Annotated in this window: 15 protein-coding genes; all 15 read right to left on the reverse strand. The window is 33.9% G+C overall.

The genetic code is table 11. From position 1 onward, the window contains the following. Nucleotides 1–116: 116 nt before the first annotated feature. The 15 genes from ACTQ9S_RS12205 to ACTQ9S_RS12275 all read right to left on the reverse strand — a co-directional run bounded on the left by ACTQ9S_RS12205 (nucleotide 117) and on the right by ACTQ9S_RS12275 (nucleotide 16503). Entirely contained in the window at nucleotides 117–452 is a 336-nt protein-coding gene (locus ACTQ9S_RS12205) for a hypothetical protein (RefSeq protein ID WP_068034810.1), read from the reverse strand. A 310-nt stretch (nucleotides 453–762) separates the two neighbouring features. Further along, nucleotides 763–1704, reverse strand: a complete 942-nt coding sequence (locus ACTQ9S_RS12210) for a DUF4184 family protein (protein ID WP_440455077.1) — start codon at nucleotides 1702–1704, stop codon at nucleotides 763–765. 116 nt (nucleotides 1705–1820) lie between these two features. Further along, entirely contained in the window at nucleotides 1821–2786 is a 966-nt protein-coding gene (locus tag ACTQ9S_RS12215) for an ATP-grasp domain-containing protein (protein WP_068034808.1), read from the reverse strand. 2 nt (nucleotides 2787–2788) lie between these two features. Further along, nucleotides 2789–3388 carry a sugar transferase gene (locus ACTQ9S_RS12220; protein WP_350655962.1) on the reverse strand — a complete coding sequence of 200 codons (600 nt, stop codon included), beginning with the start codon at nucleotides 3386–3388 and terminating at the stop codon, nucleotides 2789–2791. Nucleotides 3389–3394: 6 nt separating this feature from the next. Continuing rightward, nucleotides 3395–4522, reverse strand: coding sequence for a glycosyltransferase family 4 protein (locus ACTQ9S_RS12225; RefSeq protein WP_440455078.1), 1128 nt, complete (start codon nucleotides 4520–4522; stop codon nucleotides 3395–3397). A gap of 21 nt (nucleotides 4523–4543) precedes the next feature. Further along, the gene (locus ACTQ9S_RS12230; protein ID WP_440455079.1) at nucleotides 4544–5707 is read right to left on the reverse strand and encodes an O-antigen ligase family protein; all 1164 of its coding nucleotides are present in this window, start codon (nucleotides 5705–5707) and stop codon (nucleotides 4544–4546) included. A gap of 37 nt (nucleotides 5708–5744) precedes the next feature. After that, the gene (locus ACTQ9S_RS12235; protein ID WP_440455080.1) at nucleotides 5745–6875 is read right to left on the reverse strand and encodes a glycosyltransferase family 4 protein; all 1131 of its coding nucleotides are present in this window, start codon (nucleotides 6873–6875) and stop codon (nucleotides 5745–5747) included. Next, the gene (locus ACTQ9S_RS12240; protein WP_440455081.1) at nucleotides 6853–7845 is read right to left on the reverse strand and encodes an ATP-grasp domain-containing protein; all 993 of its coding nucleotides are present in this window, start codon (nucleotides 7843–7845) and stop codon (nucleotides 6853–6855) included. Before ACTQ9S_RS12240 ends, ACTQ9S_RS12235 begins: the two co-directional genes overlap by 23 nt. 168 nt (nucleotides 7846–8013) lie before the next feature. Then, nucleotides 8014–8985: an ATP-grasp domain-containing protein gene (locus ACTQ9S_RS12245; RefSeq protein WP_440455082.1), complete on the reverse strand. Its 972-nt coding sequence runs from the start codon at nucleotides 8983–8985 to the stop codon at nucleotides 8014–8016. Between the two features lie 96 nt (nucleotides 8986–9081). Beyond that, on the reverse strand, nucleotides 9082–10116 hold the full coding sequence (locus tag ACTQ9S_RS12250) for an ATP-grasp domain-containing protein (RefSeq protein WP_440455083.1): 1035 nt from the start codon (nucleotides 10114–10116) through the stop codon (nucleotides 9082–9084). Nucleotides 10117–10378: 262 nt separating this feature from the next. Further along, nucleotides 10379–11446 (reverse strand): sugar-transfer associated ATP-grasp domain-containing protein, encoded by a 1068-nt coding sequence (locus ACTQ9S_RS12255; protein WP_082787155.1) that lies wholly within the window; start codon nucleotides 11444–11446, stop codon nucleotides 10379–10381. Nucleotides 11447–11765: 319 nt separating this feature from the next. Further along, nucleotides 11766–13022 carry a flippase gene (locus ACTQ9S_RS12260; protein ID WP_068034799.1) on the reverse strand — a complete coding sequence of 419 codons (1257 nt, stop codon included), beginning with the start codon at nucleotides 13020–13022 and terminating at the stop codon, nucleotides 11766–11768. A 102-nt stretch (nucleotides 13023–13124) separates the two neighbouring features. Next, a complete protein-coding gene (locus tag ACTQ9S_RS12265; RefSeq protein ID WP_068034798.1) occupies nucleotides 13125–14216 on the reverse strand; it encodes a sugar-transfer associated ATP-grasp domain-containing protein in 1092 nt (363 codons plus the stop codon). Further along, on the reverse strand, nucleotides 14206–15462 hold the full coding sequence (locus ACTQ9S_RS12270) for an oligosaccharide flippase family protein (protein WP_068034797.1): 1257 nt from the start codon (nucleotides 15460–15462) through the stop codon (nucleotides 14206–14208). Before ACTQ9S_RS12270 ends, ACTQ9S_RS12265 begins: the two co-directional genes overlap by 11 nt. A 9-nt stretch (nucleotides 15463–15471) precedes the next feature. Then, a complete protein-coding gene (locus ACTQ9S_RS12275) occupies nucleotides 15472–16503 on the reverse strand; it encodes an NAD-dependent epimerase/dehydratase family protein (RefSeq protein ID WP_068034796.1) in 1032 nt (343 codons plus the stop codon).

Here is a 16503-nt window from a genome sequence, read left to right on the forward strand (position 1 = left end):
ATTTTATTCTATCTTTGTTATTTTATATGCAGTGTGCGAGAAATAGTAATTGTTAAAAACCCTTCAAGAGTATTGCTAATATCGAAACAACAATAACGACCAGTTAATAACACACCCTATTGTATAACATCATCTAAGAAGCTCGATGGATAAACTATACTATGTTTTAATGACACAAAAGAAAAGCGATCTTCAATATCATCAATCTCACTCTCAAGCTTTGAAAACTGTAAAAACCAATCTTCGAGATAAAAAATATAATTAAATATTTTTTTACTCATAGCCATATCTATATTGTTATTGTTCAACAAAAAATTAAGTTCTTCATAAATTTTTTCATTCGCATGAAAAATGTGCAAAGCCTGATGATAGGTCAAGCCCTGTTGGTAGACCTTATAAGCCGCTTCAGAGCGTTTGATATTATTAATAAGCGCATTGTGTATAAGAATCATGATATTTCCAAGTGTTGATATATAAATAATTTAGTGGGATTTTTCTATATATTCTTTAATCCGAATATAATACAAACTTCTAGCCATATCAAACATTAAATTAACTAAGCTAACTAAAATCAGAGCAAATACATATTAAATGCTCTAACAATGACTATTGAATTATAAAGTATTGAGAAAATTTTCAATACTCAGTCTATCCACACAAAAACTAGATAAGTCAGCCATTTTTGTTAAAGTGCTCTTTACAAAGTTCTATCCAATTTTTAATATAGCAAAAACCTGAAGTAACATTTTTTATAGCAAATTTTTATTTCTTCCGAAATGCGTATATAGATAAATAAATTAAATGATAAATCACAGCGTAACCAATACATAGTATTGCAACATCTTGAAGCAAACTTACCAATACTTTTGCAGCGAAAGTATATGGACTACTAGTTAATGACGGATACCATCTCAAAAAAGTATCCATATTCCATAGTATTGACAAAATGGCAATGGAACTAACTATTAATAGGCTATGCTTTCTTGCTAATACTGGCTTTGTTACACTATCTTCTGCTTGTCTATCTAAGACTTGATTACTACTCTTCAATCCATGATTACTACGCTGCCAAGACTTAAAATGTACTACGGCAAACCAAAACAGTGCCAACAACCCTGCCATCGAACTTAAGTACTGCAGCAGCCGAGAAATAGTTGTTCCTTTAAAGGGATAAAAATATAAAGGATACTGTAACCAATCTATACGCTGTGCAATAAATCCATCGGCATGAGTAATACCATCCCAAACTAGATGGGTAGCTGCACCTAAGATCAACCCAAATACTACGGTTGGCCAAAATGAGCTTAACAAATGGTTAGTACGCTTCTTTAGTCCTGCAAAAGACCAATATCTAGGAGTATAACCAGTAATTTGTCGTTCCCTACTAGATAAATTCGTCCCTAGCTCTTCATATCTTTGCTCATAAGGGTTTTCTCTAAACCCTTTTATAAACGGTTCAATAAGTGCAAAAGCAGCAGGTTTCAATAACCAATACCATAGTGCAAATACCAATAAGCCCCATGGTAAACAATACGTAAGTAAACCTGCCCACTCATGGGATTGACGAGAAAACGAGTCAGGAATATTCAAATAATAATGTAAATCTGGCATCATGGTGCCAATGAGTAATGCCTCAAATTGCAACCAACGTCTAATAGGATAAAACGGCAATGCTGCTGCCATATGAGCTGGTGTAAAAGCCATTTGTAATCTACTCTATTATTTGTGTTAAACGAAAAGTCAAAAATCTTTTACTTAATCGATTAACATTCTAGCTGAATCATATACAACTAGAGATTATACAAACCAAAACTATTACTCTACTTATCGTAATTACTGACCAAAACTTCTGCGTCATAACGTAGCATGAGTAAATCACCTTCCCAATCACTAAAGTCTGTGACTTCTTTATTCAGTAGATATTCTTCAATCACCCATTTCGTATAGTTCGCACCTGACAAATAAGTCAAAGGATAACCACCACCAAATCTTGGATTGATTTCAATACCTTTCATAATATCTTTAGTTTTATGTAGAAATACTTGAATGGTTAAGCATCCTTTAGCGCCTTCTAATTTGGCAAGCTTCTTTGTAAACTCATCTACGATAATATTTTTCTTAGTAACGCCTTTGTTTACCTCGCCTGCCCTCACTAAGATACGCTTACGTGGAACCACACATTTCAAAGTAGAATTTTTATCATAATAACAATCTATGGTAAATTCGTCGTAGTCCTCATCCGAGATGTATTCCATATACATTAGTTTTTTATTATCGATATGCTCATCTTTTATATCGCTCGGTTCAAAAGCTGTAAATATGCCTTCACTTCGACTTCCATCGTATGGTTTTACGAATACAGGAAACTCAAGGTTATCTTGATCAAACTGTGTGGGCGTATCTATTCCATACTTTTCAAACAGCTCATTGGTTTTTCTTTTATCACGGCATTTCTTTATAAAGGAAGCATCACTAACCACTACTTGAATATCATTTTTTTCAAACTCTGAGATATTGGTACTAAGAATATTTAATTCAGTATCGATGGTCGGAATGATTAACTTTATGTCATTGTCTAAGCAATTTTTTAGCAATTGACTAATGTATTCTTCATCAGTCACTTTCGGTACAGAAAAAAACCCATCTGAAATATGGCAAGCTGGTGCTAACATTGGATTAAAATCAGCAGTAAAGACCTTTGCTTTCTCATCGATGTCAGTCAACTCCTTTTGGAAGGATTTAACGAGGGAAACTCTCTGTCCAGCAGAAGTTATCAAAATGTTCATTATCACTCTCCAGTATTGCCCTTAAATTTGCCCATGATCTTCTCACCATCAGCATTAATCCCATCTTTTATCAGTACTTTTTTTACTGTTTTGAATAGAATCTTGATATCTAGCCATAGGGATTGATTATCGACGTACCATGTATCAAGATTGAATTTCTCATCCCAAGAAATTGAATTGCGGCCATTGACTTGGGCAAAACCAGTAACGCCAGGGCGAACTAAGTGGCGACGGGCTTGCTCTTCACTATAAAGTGGCAAGTATTCCATTAGTAGAGGACGAGGGCCAACAAGGCTCATATCACCTTTTACTACGTTCCAGAGTTCAGGCAATTCATCCAAACTACTAGCGCGTAATTTTTTACCGAATGGTGTCAGTCTCTCGTTGCTAGGTAAAAGGTTACCGTCAGCGTCTTTAGCATCCTTCATAGAACGGAACTTAACCATCTCAAAAGGCTCACCATTAATACCGGGACGTATCTGTCGAAACAATACCGGCGAGCCGAGATTCTTCTTAACTTTATATGCTATAACCGCGTATACCGGAGATAAAACCACTAGCGCCGTAGTAGCGGCTGTAATATCAAAGATTCGCTTTATCATGTGTTGTTACTCCAGTTCCATTTCCGAAATCATATGGGCATTTACTTTATGCACATCGTACTTTTCTTCAGCTATTATGCGTGCACGTCGGCCCATCTGTGCAATCAATGCTGGCTGCTCAATAAAGCGTAGCATCGCTTGTGCTAAAGCATCTACGTCTTTGACAGGAACTAAGAAACCATTGTCACCATCTACAACTGTTTCACGACAGCCTGGTGCATCAGTAGTGATAATTGCACGTCCCATTGCCATCGCTTCTAGTACTGTACGTGGTGTACCTTCACGATAAGACGGCAACACATAGACTGAAGATGCTTGAATCGCTGGGCGTACATCGTTTAAGCGACCTAAGAAGTTAACCGTATCCGCTTTAATCCATTCATCTAATTCAGCTTGGGTAATGCTAGTTGGATTAGCATCAAGGCCTCCGACTAAATCAAACTGCACTTCAGGGTATAGCTTTTTAACTTGTTGAGCGGCCTGATTGTATTCTCGCACCCCTTTATCGCCTAATAATCGAGCAATCAATAAAAAGCGTAATGGCTTTTGCGTATCAAAAGGTACAACATCAAATTCCTCTACATCTACACCTGAGCCACTGACTACACATGTACGTGTTTTTGAAGACACAATATTCAACTGACGAAACAAAGCCTCGTCATCGTGATTTTGGAAGAATACCACTTGGCAATGACGCAACGCTGAACGGTATAAACCTTGAGCGACAGCACGTACGCGTTTGCGCTTATTATCATCCTCTCCGGTAAAAGCAAAGCCTAAACCTGTAATTAGAGCAAAACGCTTAGGCACACGAGCCAGCCAAGCTGCAAGCGTTCCGTAAATGACAGGCTTGATAGTGTATCCCATCATATAGTCTGGCTTGATTTTTCTCATCAAAGCATAGAGAGAAATCAAAGCTTGTGTATCTGCTACAGGGTTGATGCCTGTTCGTTGCATCGAAATACTATGAGATATGACGCCCAATCGTGTTAGCTCTGTCATTACCACTTGATTATCTAATAGTTCTGGAGCAGCCACATGAACTTCTAACCCTCTCTCTAATAGCGCAACTATAAGGGGTTTGCGAAAACCAATTAAAGAACTGGCAAAACTAGCTACAAGTAAAAATTTCATAAATAACTCTATTAAAATATATTAGTGTTCGACAGAAAGCTCTTTCTCATTTTCATCTTGTGCTCTATAACCTAAATAAACCAAGATAACTGAATAAATAAACAGGTAATTAAGTACAAAGAAAGTTGAACTATTGGTAGATAAAGAAAATATTGCTGCAAGTGACATTACCGTAACAGCTTTGAATCTAGGATTATGTTTGGATGTCATCCATATTAAAGACAAGCAAAACAGAGCGAAAATAACAGTGCCAATAATTCCAAACTTTATCAAAGTTTCTATCAGTCCGTTGTGTGTGCCAAGCTCACGTCCACCACCTCTATCAAATTTAACACCATCAAAACCCAATCCTATTATAGGTTGACTTTGAAACCTTTCGAGCGCTAACTGCATTAATACATCACGCCCGTTATAACCAGTGTCCAATAGACGTGAATCAGACGAACTTGCTAAACCAGAAACATGACCAGCTACCCAATCTGCAATTTCGACCGAATAAATAGATATACCTAGTACTGTTGCTAGTAATAAAAACAACGTGAAAAAATTACTTCTCGGGAATTTTGTGACAAAGATATAAGACAACAAACTCAATATGAATGCTAACGTTGCACTTCTAGACGCAGTAATAACGGTGATTACAGCTACTAACATTACTGCTAGAAATTTGTATTTCTTACGATCCAAACCCAATAAGATAAAAGGTAATAACATCACTGCAAGATGGCTGGTAATGTTTGGGTTCATAAATAACCCAGGTTGGCGAAAGTCAGACCAACGCGTAAAGCTTACAAGGAAAAAAGGGAGCAATATAAGTAAGATTTTAGATAGTGTTTTATATTGTTCCTTATGATAGAAAGACTTACCTTCAGCTAAAGCTATCTGAGATGTAAAAAATAAAAATAGGACCAAAGCTATAGACTGAACTATGATCAACATACTACCTTGGAAGATAATACTTTGTATAACGACAAAAAATACAAGAGAGAATATAGCAATCAAACTTTTATTCATTATTACTATTTGATGCTTATACATTACAAGAAAATAAAATAAAGCAAAATGTATAACTATCAAAGGTGCTCTCAATGGAGCCAGAGCTGAAAAACTTACAATAAAAATTACAAGTATTGAGGTCAATACAAAGGAATTTAAACTAATGAAATTAGGAGATTTTATATTCATATTATTCGCTACAGTATCGTCTATTAATTTTTATTTTTTAATATAAACTGTGGAACTTATCTATGATCACTTCCATAGAGTATTTAGTAATAATATTGTCTTTGTTCTCATTAGCTTTCTTGAGTAACTTGTCTTTTGGATAGGCAAGGTAGTTTTTTATAGCATTACTGATTCCAAGCGCATCATTACTTAATGAAATTGACTCTTTATCTAATAAAACACCGACATCACCGACATTTACTGCTACACATGTAGTGTCTGATAACACGGCTTCTCCAACTACATTCGGAAACCCTTCCGTTCTGGAGTGTAGACAAAAAATATCCATAGCTTTTAGACATTTAGGCACATCATTCCTCTGACCCAATAATCTAAAATTATCTACAAGGTTGTGCTGTTTGACCCAAGACATTAGCTCTTTGTTTTCTGAGTCATTGTCTCTACCTACTAGCATAAACTTCAAATCTGGGAAATCTTTTATTAACGTAGAGGCAACTTCCACAAAAAGCTTTTGGTTCTTCACTGGATTAAACCTTCCTACCGATCCAATTAAAATATCATCGGGTGACAAGTCAAACTGCCTACGAATATCGAGTCCATCTTCTTCTGTGGAAGAAAGCGCCTCCAAATCGAAACCATTAGGGATAACCATCATCTTGGACTCATCGTAGCCGATACCTACATGATAGTCTTTAGATACATGAGCCGCGCAAACGATAGAATCGGGAATGTAATAAGACAATTTTGCACATAACTTACTAAGATGAACCGTTTGTTTAGAAGCACCTTGCGATACGTCTGTAGTACGGATACCCCAAATAATATTATCAATACCCACACTCTTTGCAGCTAAACCACCTAAAAAATCAGCATGATACATCCAAGTCTGTACTACATCAGGTTTAACTTCTTTAAGTAGTTTCTTGAGTCGTAAAAAAACCTTAGGTACTGATGCTATAGACTTCATGCCCAGACTATATACCTCTATTCCTTGATCCTGTAAATCTGGGCCAATAACCCCTAAATCAGTTAGAGATATAACAGAATGTTCAAATTGACCAGTCTTTTGACTATGAAGTACTAGACGCTTAAGCATTAGCTCAGCACCACCTACATTCAATCCAATAATAACGTGCACTACTCTCTTAGGCATTTTTACGTTCCACATAATTCAACAGACCATAAGACAAAGTTTCTTCATGCAATGACTCTTTTTCTAGAAACTCCCAACCCTCATTGGTTTTACAGTAATAGCCAACAGACCGTCTTATAACAGAAGAACCAAAATTTGTCCCCTGAAACTCAATCAGATATGGCTTACCATCTTTAAGAGCTAAGTCCATCGAAATAAAAGGATTATCTAACTCTTCGAAAATCTCTTTTGCATAGTCTAGTAATTCACTAGGTACTTTATTGTGATGGAATTTCTTGCTACCGCTAGCTCTAAAATCACCTTTTCTCACATCTCTACGCATGGCATAAAAACGCTGTTCTATGACTAACACGCGATAATCGCAATTTAACTTCTCAAGGAAAGGTTGTGCAACAAATCTTTTGAAAGGTTTATAAAAGTAAGAATATAATGAATAACTTTCAGTTGATAATTGTTTTGAACGTATGATTTTCTTCATGGCTCGTTTAAGAGGCAATTGATTAGCGTTTTTCTTGACAGTTGCCAAATCTTTTGCAGTCTTAATTAATTGCACGCCAGAACTGCCTGAGCCATCTACCGTCTTTAATACAAAAGGAACAGGTATCTTTATTTGATCTAAGTCAAAAACATATTGACCAGAGAAATCCACATTATTAAATTGACTTCTCATTACCTCCTGAAATCCTTTATTTTCATGAGCCAACAATATCTCATAACTAGGGATTATTAAACATTGATCTTTTACGTAGTAGAGTATATCTTTTAAATATGACCTTACCTCATTATTATATAAAGAGGTATAAATTAAAGTATCATCTGAATTGAACTCAATTTCAGGTATATCAGTGATACTTATAAAGTTGATATCGTAGACATCTGTAGGAAATGAGCTTGCCAAACGCTCGACGCTTAATGTACCCCAGCTATTCTTTGCACTTCCAAAATAACCGTTTGGTAGTGAAGCTAAATAAACTTTCCTTTTCATAATTTCCCCTTTAAGAAGTAGTTAGAATTATTGAATTTGAGATATCTCTTAAAAACCCCAATAATTTTTAAATAAACTTGTGTCTATTCTTCCATCTACGTTCTTATTAAAACAGGAACTGTTAAGTATAGAAGTCATATCTACCGAAGCTTATCGGTAGATAGTAAATCAATTATAGCTTAAGAATGTATTCAAAGCGTAAGCAAAGTTTTCTTCAAGATCTTTATTATTTTCTTCTTCCACCCATTTATTGTTGAAATAAACATATCTACTAGAACATTTTAATAAAGCAAGTGGACTAAAATTGGTACCCTGAAACTCTATCAAATAGCAGCCATCATCTGATTGAGCAATATCCAAAGAAACATAAGGATTATCTATTTTATCAACTACACTTCTTGCAAAATCCAAAACTTCTTTAGGTGGCTTAACACATTCAAATAAACCGCTACCACTAGCTCTAAATTCATTTTTCCCAACCGTCCTTTTCAATCCATAATACCTATCACCAAATACCAGAACTTTAAAATCATTCGATAAATTGGGTACAAACTCTTGCTCAACGAAAAGACTAAATCCTTTGTGCCTATAACTATAGATTGAAAACTCACTGCTTTTTAACTTAATCCTTCTTTGTAATTTTATTATTTTTCTTTTACTCGAAACTTCAAAATACTTATTTTTTATAGTAGAAATATCGCTTTTATTTTTTGCTAGATATTCACCACTACCTCCTGCACCAGATATAGTCTTTAAAACCTTCGGCATTGTGAGTTTAGAGTCATCAATGTCGAAAAAATAGTTACCACGCAAATTACCAAAACCTAACTCGGTTCTAAACAATTCCTGAAAACCCTTGTTCTCATGAGCTAAAAGCATATTATAGTTAGGGAGTATCCTACATTTCTTGTTTATAAAATGCATAACATCTCTTAGATAAAGTCTAATATTTTCTTCATCACTAGAGGTGTAAATAACAGTATCATCTGGATCAAACTCAATATTCATTAAGTCGTTTATTGTTATTATTTCAACATCGTAATCCAAAAGAGCGGATAGCTTATCAACATCTAAACTTTGCCAACTACAACCAGCGCTGCCGAAAAAACCATTTGGCAATGTAGCGATATATACCTTCATATTAAATTCCTAAAATGATATTCAACACTTATTCTAAAGATAGTTTAGTAAAGCACGAGCAATAGTAAATATCATCTTCATCCAATTATTAATTAGTTACATAACTTTAGAGCAATCGTTTTGAGTCATTATACTCAATGGAACTGATGTACAAGGTATTTCACTACTTTTCATAAATAGATTCAAAGCATGAGCATAATTTGCTTCAAGGTCTTTATCGTTATCCTCTCTGACCCACTCTCCATCTATACATAAATATCTGCTAGGAGCCTTCAGTAAAGTACCTGGTGAAAAATTGGTCCCTTGAAACTCTATTAAGTGACAACCATTAGGTGATTGTGCAATATCCAATGAGGCATAAGGGTTATTTATTTGACTAAATATACTTTTTGCATAATCTAAGACCTCTACTGAAGGTTTAACATGTTCAAAAAGATTGCTTCCACTAGCTCTAAAATCACCCTTTCTTATATTTCTTTTCAGACTGTAATATCTATCACCAAATACCAAAACTTTAAAATCGTAGGTCAAATTAGGTATAAAATCCTGTTCAACAAATCTATTAAATCCCTTATGCCTATAGTTATAGATTGAAAATTTGTTACCTTTTGATCTAATTCTTCTTTGTAGTTTTATTACTTTTCTTCTATTACAGTTACTGAAATGTTTCTGTCTTATGTCTAGTAAATCACCTTCTTCTTTTACTAAGAATACTCCACTACTGCCTGCACCATTGACCGTCTTCAAAACTTTTGGAATTGAAAGCGCTGAATCATCAATATCAAAAAAATAATTACCCTGTAGATTACCGAAGCCTAGTTCAGTTCTCATTAATTCTTGAAAACCCTTGTTCTCATGGCTCATAAGGATATCGTAATTAGGTAAAATTCTGCATTTTTTATTAACAAAATACATAATATCCTGTAAATAAAATCTTATATGCTTTTCATCACTTGAGGTATAAACCACTGTATCTGTTTCTTGAAACTTAATACTCATTAGGTCATTTATTGTTACTATTTCGGTGTCATAATTTAACAGAGCAGCCAATTTATTGACATCTAGGCTTCGCCAGCTTTGGCCTGTACTACCAAAAAAACCATTAGGTAAAGTTGCTATATATATCTTCATATCTTGAACCTTCTGTAATTCATATTTCCATTATATAAATATTAAGAATATCATGTTAATCACAAACGTTCATTAACTATTGTTTGTTCATATAATCGTTAATATCGATAGGTACCTATTATAATAACCGATTAATTTTTTATTATCTTAATTCAAGATATAAGGTATTAATACTCGTACGAATGGTTGTTTTAGTAAAATATATGAATAAATATGAATATATACATTAATTATCTGTTACAAAACAATGGAGTTTTTATATTTAAGCTTTTAAGTTGTTTATGATTTCATCTGTGTATTCGCCTAAAAATGGCTCACCTGCATACTGTGCAAACAACATAGTTTGTCCATTTAAGTTTACTTCTATACAACGCCATTTATCAGTAGAGTCTAAAGCCATATCAAGGCTGATTAGGCGAGCACCTACAATATCTTTTGCCACTTTGAGACTCGTATCAACCATGTCATTGTACAGGGGGAATTTTTTACCTTTAAAGACGAAATTTGAATTAGGATGACTAAAGAATTTTTTGGCATATCTATCATTTGCATAATCGTTTAGCATTCCATCCGATTTAATATTACAAACGATTCCACCATCTGATAAGTTGTCCAAGCTTCCGTCTACTCCCATACGTATATTGGTATTAATGATGTGATATTCACCTGTATCATCTTTATATATACATACACGTACAGTATTGATACTGTCTTCATTAAAAATATTAATTAAATCAGATTGATCTAGCTTTTCTTGCACTACTAGATTTACATATTGATTAATAACATCCTTAATTTCATTTTTGTTATTAACAAAATATATGTCTTTACCACCATAAGAATCTTTATTGGGTTTAATAACCATAGGGAAATCAGTTTCAGTTATATTATCTTCAATAAATTTCTCTATATCTTCAATAATTTTGAAATCATATGTATAGTAGCTATTATCCATCTTATGAAAAAAATCTTTAGGGAAAGTTCCCATACCAAACCATTTGTTATAGATACTTTTATTTTCTAAAAAATGAATTTTTTTATCATAGTTCAATCTAGACTCAATATATAAAGATAAAAACTCTTCAGGAACGATTCTTTTTTCAAAGACTCCTGATACCGACTTGGTTATCTCAACTGTCTTAAGGTTAACGATTGGTGATAACACCTTCCAATAGTCACGATACTCCTTCTTCTCGTCGCTTGTTAACTTCGATCTTTTGAAATGTGGAGAACTGTATATAATTTTATTACGTTTAAAGAACGCTGAGTACACTGAAGAAAACTTCCAAGTTCCCGCGGCTTTGTTTCTGATCAATTTTTTAGTGTCCATATCTTACTCACTAGTTTGCTTTTCTTAAAGAAAATTCAAAGCCAATCATGTCGCTAAAGGTTTAAATCTTGTCAACATCATCATTTTTTTAAATAGCCTAATAGAATATATTAAATATAGCTCTAATAAATGCATTCTTCAATTTAATGAAATACTTACTGACATATCTAGTTATTGATAATTATTGAACATCTCATGATTTCGTCTATACGATTGCCTAAAAATACATTATCTGCATACTAAATTACAGTGCTTATAAAAAACGAATTATATTGATAAAAACTTTCAATTTTCGAAATTTGTATTTCTTATAGTTTTTTTAATTTGCATTTTGCACTTGTTTATCTATTTTCCTGTAAAAGTAGTAAGCGCCAATTGCTAATATAAGCTGAGAGATAAATATATTTGTAGCACCACCTATTAATCCAAAATTATGAATAAGAGGGAAAGATAATGCGAACCCTATTATTGATGTAATTATGGTGATTTTCATTACTACTTTGTCATACCCTCTTGAAATTAGATAATTTGTAGAATGTATATTGTAGATAACGATAGATAACATTCCTAACATAAGAATATAATAAACTTCCGAATCATTAGCATACTCTATACCGATAATATCAAAGATAAATTGATGTATTAATAGAAGGAAAGCTATGATAGAAATAATCAACATCAAGTAATACTTTCTATACATTTTAAATTTTTCTTTGTGTCTAATTAGATATGGGAAAGCCACACCTGACACTACAGAGTTGAAAACTCCCAATATCGTGACTACTTGTCTTGTAGCTCCAAAATATCCTGCAAATGACTTACCCAGCATCAAGCCTACTAAAAAGTTGGTAGTATTATTATAAAGATTTGGAAGGAATTGGTTGACAAATAAAGGAAAACCAAGTTTTAAAGTTTTCTTAACTCTTTTAAATTTTATTGGCACTACTCTTAATTTGAAATCCCTTATTAATATATAATGCGAAATACAGGTTACGATAATATAGCTAATACCTAGTAAAAATGGATATAGCCAGTAATCTTCTGGTTTTCTAATGAATGCGAACACACCTATGGTAAACGACATCTTAACTATTAAATTTAAAATGGCTATATAGCCCATTTTTTCTACACCTCGGAAAAACCATTCTGGAAATAGTGTATGACCTATTAGTATTAAACACATTAATAAATATATTACTAAATCTTCTTTGAACTGTGGTACGATAAAAATTACTGGTATTAATATACTTAAAGAAAGAACCAATAAATAGAATTTGGTTACCATAGTTTTACTGTATATGTAACTTAAACTTTTCTGGCTGCTTCTACTCTTTGCAATCTCCCTAGTGGCTGATAAATTAAAACCATAATCCGTTACTGCTTGAAAATAAGCAATTAAAGCTGTTCCTAATACGATCGCACCATACTGTTCTATTCCCAATACTTTAATTAAATAAGGTAAAGTAACGAAAGGTAAAATTGAATTAATAAGCTTTAATAGAGATAAAGAAAAAAAGTTTTTAAACAGTTGACTTGTATCTTTATTACGTAGCATGGTGCGAAATTTATTAATCATAAACTTAATCACTTGCTTGTTAAGGAATCAAAATACTAAAATATAGCTCTATTGACACATTGATTAATATTGAATTGAATTACATGAGTTGACTCATACCTGTCAGCGAATGGCTATTTTATGATTTCGATTAGATATTTTATTCATAACTTCGTCAGTGTACTCACCCAAGAATGCTTCACCTGCGTTCTGTGGAAATTCTATAGTTTGACCATTTACGTTTAACTCTATACAGCGCCATTTCTCATTAGAATCTAAAGCCATATCGAGACTAATTAAGCGCGCTCCTATTACAGCATTAGCGACGCTTTTGCTCACTTCGACTAAATCCTGATAAAGTGGAAACTCGTGATTTTCAAAGACAAAACCTGAATTAGGATGCTCTAAATATTTTTTTGCTCGTATATCGTTTGCGTACTTATTTAGCATTCCTTTTGAGTTTATACTACAAACAATTCCGCCAGCCGTCATGTTATCTAAACTACCATCTTTTCCCATACGTAGGCTGGCATTCAACATATGCATGACACCATTATCGTCTTTATATAAGCAGGCACGAACCGTGTTCACACTATCCTTATTGAACAAATTAATCGACTCAGACTGCTCTATCTTTTCTTGAACAACTAAATTAGGATGTTGTTTAATAATACTTTTAATCTCTTCTTTATTATTCACGAAGTATATATCTTTGCCACCATAACTACCTTTATTGGGTTTAATTACGATAGGAAAATCAGCTTCACTAATTGTCTTATCAACGAACTCTTCAATATTTTCTATGATACCGAATTCATACGTATAGTAGCTATCATCAAACTTGTGAAAGAAATCCTTTGGAAAAACCCCTTTACCAAACCATTTGTTATAAATACTTTTATTAGTTAAAAAGTTAGTACTCCTATCAGTATTTAATGAGTATTCTACATATAGAGGAAAAAACTCCTCAGGAATAACGTGCTTATTAAATATTCCTGACAATGACTTTGATATCTCTACTGTCTTAAAGCTCATGATCGGTGAGATCGTTTTCCAATAATCTCGATACTCTCTTTTCTCCTCTTTAGTCAGACTTATTTTTTTAAAGTCAGGAGAATTGTATATTTTTTTATGACTCTTATAAAATGCAGAATACACTGATAAAAACTTCCAAGTTTCGGAGGTCTTGTTTCTTATTAATTTTTTAATTTGCATAATTCACCTGTTTACTAACTTTCTTAGAATAGAAGTAAGAACCAAAACCTAAAATAAACTGAGCTATAAATATATTTAAAGCACCACCAAGTAGACCAAATTGGTAAATGAGTGGGAAAGACAATATAAAACCTAGTACAGATGTCACTATAGTAAGCCTCATCACCACCTTATCATGTCCTCTAGAAATGAGGTAGTTAGTAGAATACACACTATAGAAAACTATAGATAGAAACCCCAGTAAGAGAATATAAAAAACTTCTGAGTCATACTGATAATCTATTCCAATGATATCAAAAACGTACGGATGTAACAGAGCCACAAAAACTGAAACGCCACCAATGAACAACAAATAGTATTTACTAAAAATACTAAACTTCTCTTTGTACCTAATCAAATATGGAAAAGCCACGTTCGATACCACAGAATCAAAAACTGATAATATTTGCACCACTTTTCTTGTTGCACTAAAATAACCTGCAGAAGACTTACCTAAGATTATCCCTATAAGAAAGTTGGTTGTATTATTAAAAAGATTCGGCACAAATTGATTAACAAACAATGGGTAGCCTATCTTTAACGTCTTTTTAATTCTAGCTGGATTAATGAAAAATAAATGCACTTTAAAATTTTTCACAATAATGTAGTGTGAAACAATCGATACGATAATGTAGCTTACACCTAACAAAAACGGGTAAAGCCAATAGTCTTCTGGCGCTTTAATTAGGGTAAAGACACCGATAGTGAATGACATTTTGACCACAAAATTTAGACCTGCTATATACCCCATTTTTTCGACTCCTCGAAAGAACCACTCAGGGAATAAGGTTTGGCCTATAAATGTCAAACACATCAATAAGTAAACAACTAAATCTTCTTTAAACTGTGGTACAAACAAAATTATCGGTATCAAAATAGCTAAACAGAACAGCAGTAAGCAGACCTTGGTAATTATTGTCTTACTATAAATAAAGCTCAACTGCTTTGCGTTTGTCCGATGTTTTGCAATTTCTCGCGTGGCTGATAGATTGAAACCATAGTCTGTTATTGCCTGAAAGTAGGCGATCAAAGCTAGCCCTAATACAATCGCACCATACTGCTCTATTCCCAATACCTTGATTAAATAAGGTAGCGTAACAAAAGGCAAAATAGAGTTAACTAATTTTAAGAGAGCTAATGAAAAAAAGTTTTTTAAAAGTTGGCTAGTGTCTTTGTTACTTAGCATGGTGCGAACTTTATTAATCATAAAACTCTACTATTTACTGTTTAATGACGTGACATACCAAGGCATTGCTTTATCGATACCTTGACCAATGTCAAACTGAGGCGCATATCCTAATAAGTTGTTTGCTTTGCTTACGTCTGCTTGAGAATGTCTCACATCGCCTTCTCTAAATTCGCGATACACAGGCTGCTTGTTATAAACAACCTCATTGTCTGCTAGTGCTGATTTAATTGAATTAAACAGCTCATTTAGTGTCGTCCTGTCACCTACTGCCACGTTATAGACTTGATTTCTGGCATCGTTATTGGTAGTTGTCGCTGCCAATATATTTGCCTGTACCGTATTGTCGATATAACAAAAATCACGGCTGGTTTCGCCATCACCATTGATATACACATCATCGTTCTCAATCATGGCAGCTGTCCATTTTGGAATAACTGCTGCATAAGCACCGTCTGGATCTTGACGTCTGCCAAACACATTGAAATAACGAAGACCGATAGATTCAAAACCATAGCTGCGTGCAAATACTTCTGCATACAACTCGTTGACATATTTAGTCACGGCGTATGGAGATAGTGGCTTGCCGATAGCGTCTTCGACTTTAGGTAATGCAGGATGGTCACCATATGTTGAACTACTCGCTGCATAAGTAAAGCTTGATACTTCCGCATCACGCGCAGCCACTAACATATTCAGAAACCCTGAAATATTGGTTTCATTGGTAGCAATAGGATCTGCTAAAGAACGAGGTACAGAGCCTAGTGCAGCTTGATGCAAGACATAATCTGCACCTTTGCATGCTTGATGGCAATCATCTACTTTTCTTATATCGCCTTCGATAAATCTGAAACGTTGCCACTGATCTGCAGATACTAACGACTGTACTTCATCTAAGTTCTTTTGATGACCTGTCGCAAAGTTATCTAAACCTACGACGGTTTGATCGAGCTTCAACAAAGTCTCAAGTAAGTTTGAGCCGATAAAGCCTGCTACTCCAGTAATCAGCCATTGCTTTGGATTGTTTGCTAGTGTCTGCGTTGTCTGTTCATATTGCGTCAT

The sequence above is a fragment of the Psychrobacter sp. ASPA161_9 genome (assembly GCF_051970275.1).
In the GTDB taxonomy this organism is placed as follows: domain Bacteria; phylum Pseudomonadota; class Gammaproteobacteria; order Pseudomonadales; family Moraxellaceae; genus Psychrobacter.

What these genes read in the sequence shown, in the direction of transcription:
- ACTQ9S_RS12270 (WP_068034797.1), bottom strand. Translation starts at nt 15,462, where the DNA reads ATGATTAATAAAGTTCGCACCATGCTAAGTAACAAAGACACTAGCCAA.
- ACTQ9S_RS12250 (WP_440455083.1), bottom strand. Translation starts at nt 10,116, where the DNA reads ATGAAGATATATATAGCAACTTTACCTAATGGTTTTTTTGGTAGTACA.
- ACTQ9S_RS12215 (WP_068034808.1), bottom strand. Translation starts at nt 2,786, where the DNA reads ATGAACATTTTGATAACTTCTGCTGGACAGAGAGTTTCCCTCGTTAAA.
- ACTQ9S_RS12230 (WP_440455079.1), bottom strand. Translation starts at nt 5,707, where the DNA reads ATGAATATAAAATCTCCTAATTTCATTAGTTTAAATTCCTTTGTATTG.
- ACTQ9S_RS12260 (WP_068034799.1), bottom strand. Translation starts at nt 13,022, where the DNA reads ATGATTAATAAATTTCGCACCATGCTACGTAATAAAGATACAAGTCAA.
- ACTQ9S_RS12225 (WP_440455078.1), bottom strand. Translation starts at nt 4,522, where the DNA reads ATGAAATTTTTACTTGTAGCTAGTTTTGCCAGTTCTTTAATTGGTTTT.
- ACTQ9S_RS12265 (WP_068034798.1), bottom strand. Translation starts at nt 14,216, where the DNA reads ATGCAAATTAAAAAATTAATAAGAAACAAGACCTCCGAAACTTGGAAG.
- ACTQ9S_RS12220 (WP_350655962.1), bottom strand. Translation starts at nt 3,388, where the DNA reads ATGATAAAGCGAATCTTTGATATTACAGCCGCTACTACGGCGCTAGTG.
- ACTQ9S_RS12275 (WP_068034796.1), bottom strand. Translation starts at nt 16,503, where the DNA reads ATGACGCAATATGAACAGACAACGCAGACACTAGCAAACAATCCAAAG.
- ACTQ9S_RS12245 (WP_440455082.1), bottom strand. Translation starts at nt 8,985, where the DNA reads ATGAAGGTATATATCGCTACATTGCCAAATGGTTTTTTCGGCAGCGCT.
- ACTQ9S_RS12240 (WP_440455081.1), bottom strand. Translation starts at nt 7,845, where the DNA reads ATGAAAAGGAAAGTTTATTTAGCTTCACTACCAAACGGTTATTTTGGA.
- ACTQ9S_RS12235 (WP_440455080.1), bottom strand. Translation starts at nt 6,875, where the DNA reads ATGTGGAACGTAAAAATGCCTAAGAGAGTAGTGCACGTTATTATTGGA.
- ACTQ9S_RS12255 (WP_082787155.1), bottom strand. Translation starts at nt 11,446, where the DNA reads ATGGACACTAAAAAATTGATCAGAAACAAAGCCGCGGGAACTTGGAAG.
- ACTQ9S_RS12205 (WP_068034810.1), bottom strand. Translation starts at nt 452, where the DNA reads ATGATTCTTATACACAATGCGCTTATTAATAATATCAAACGCTCTGAA.
- ACTQ9S_RS12210 (WP_440455077.1), bottom strand. Translation starts at nt 1,704, where the DNA reads ATGGCTTTTACACCAGCTCATATGGCAGCAGCATTGCCGTTTTATCCT.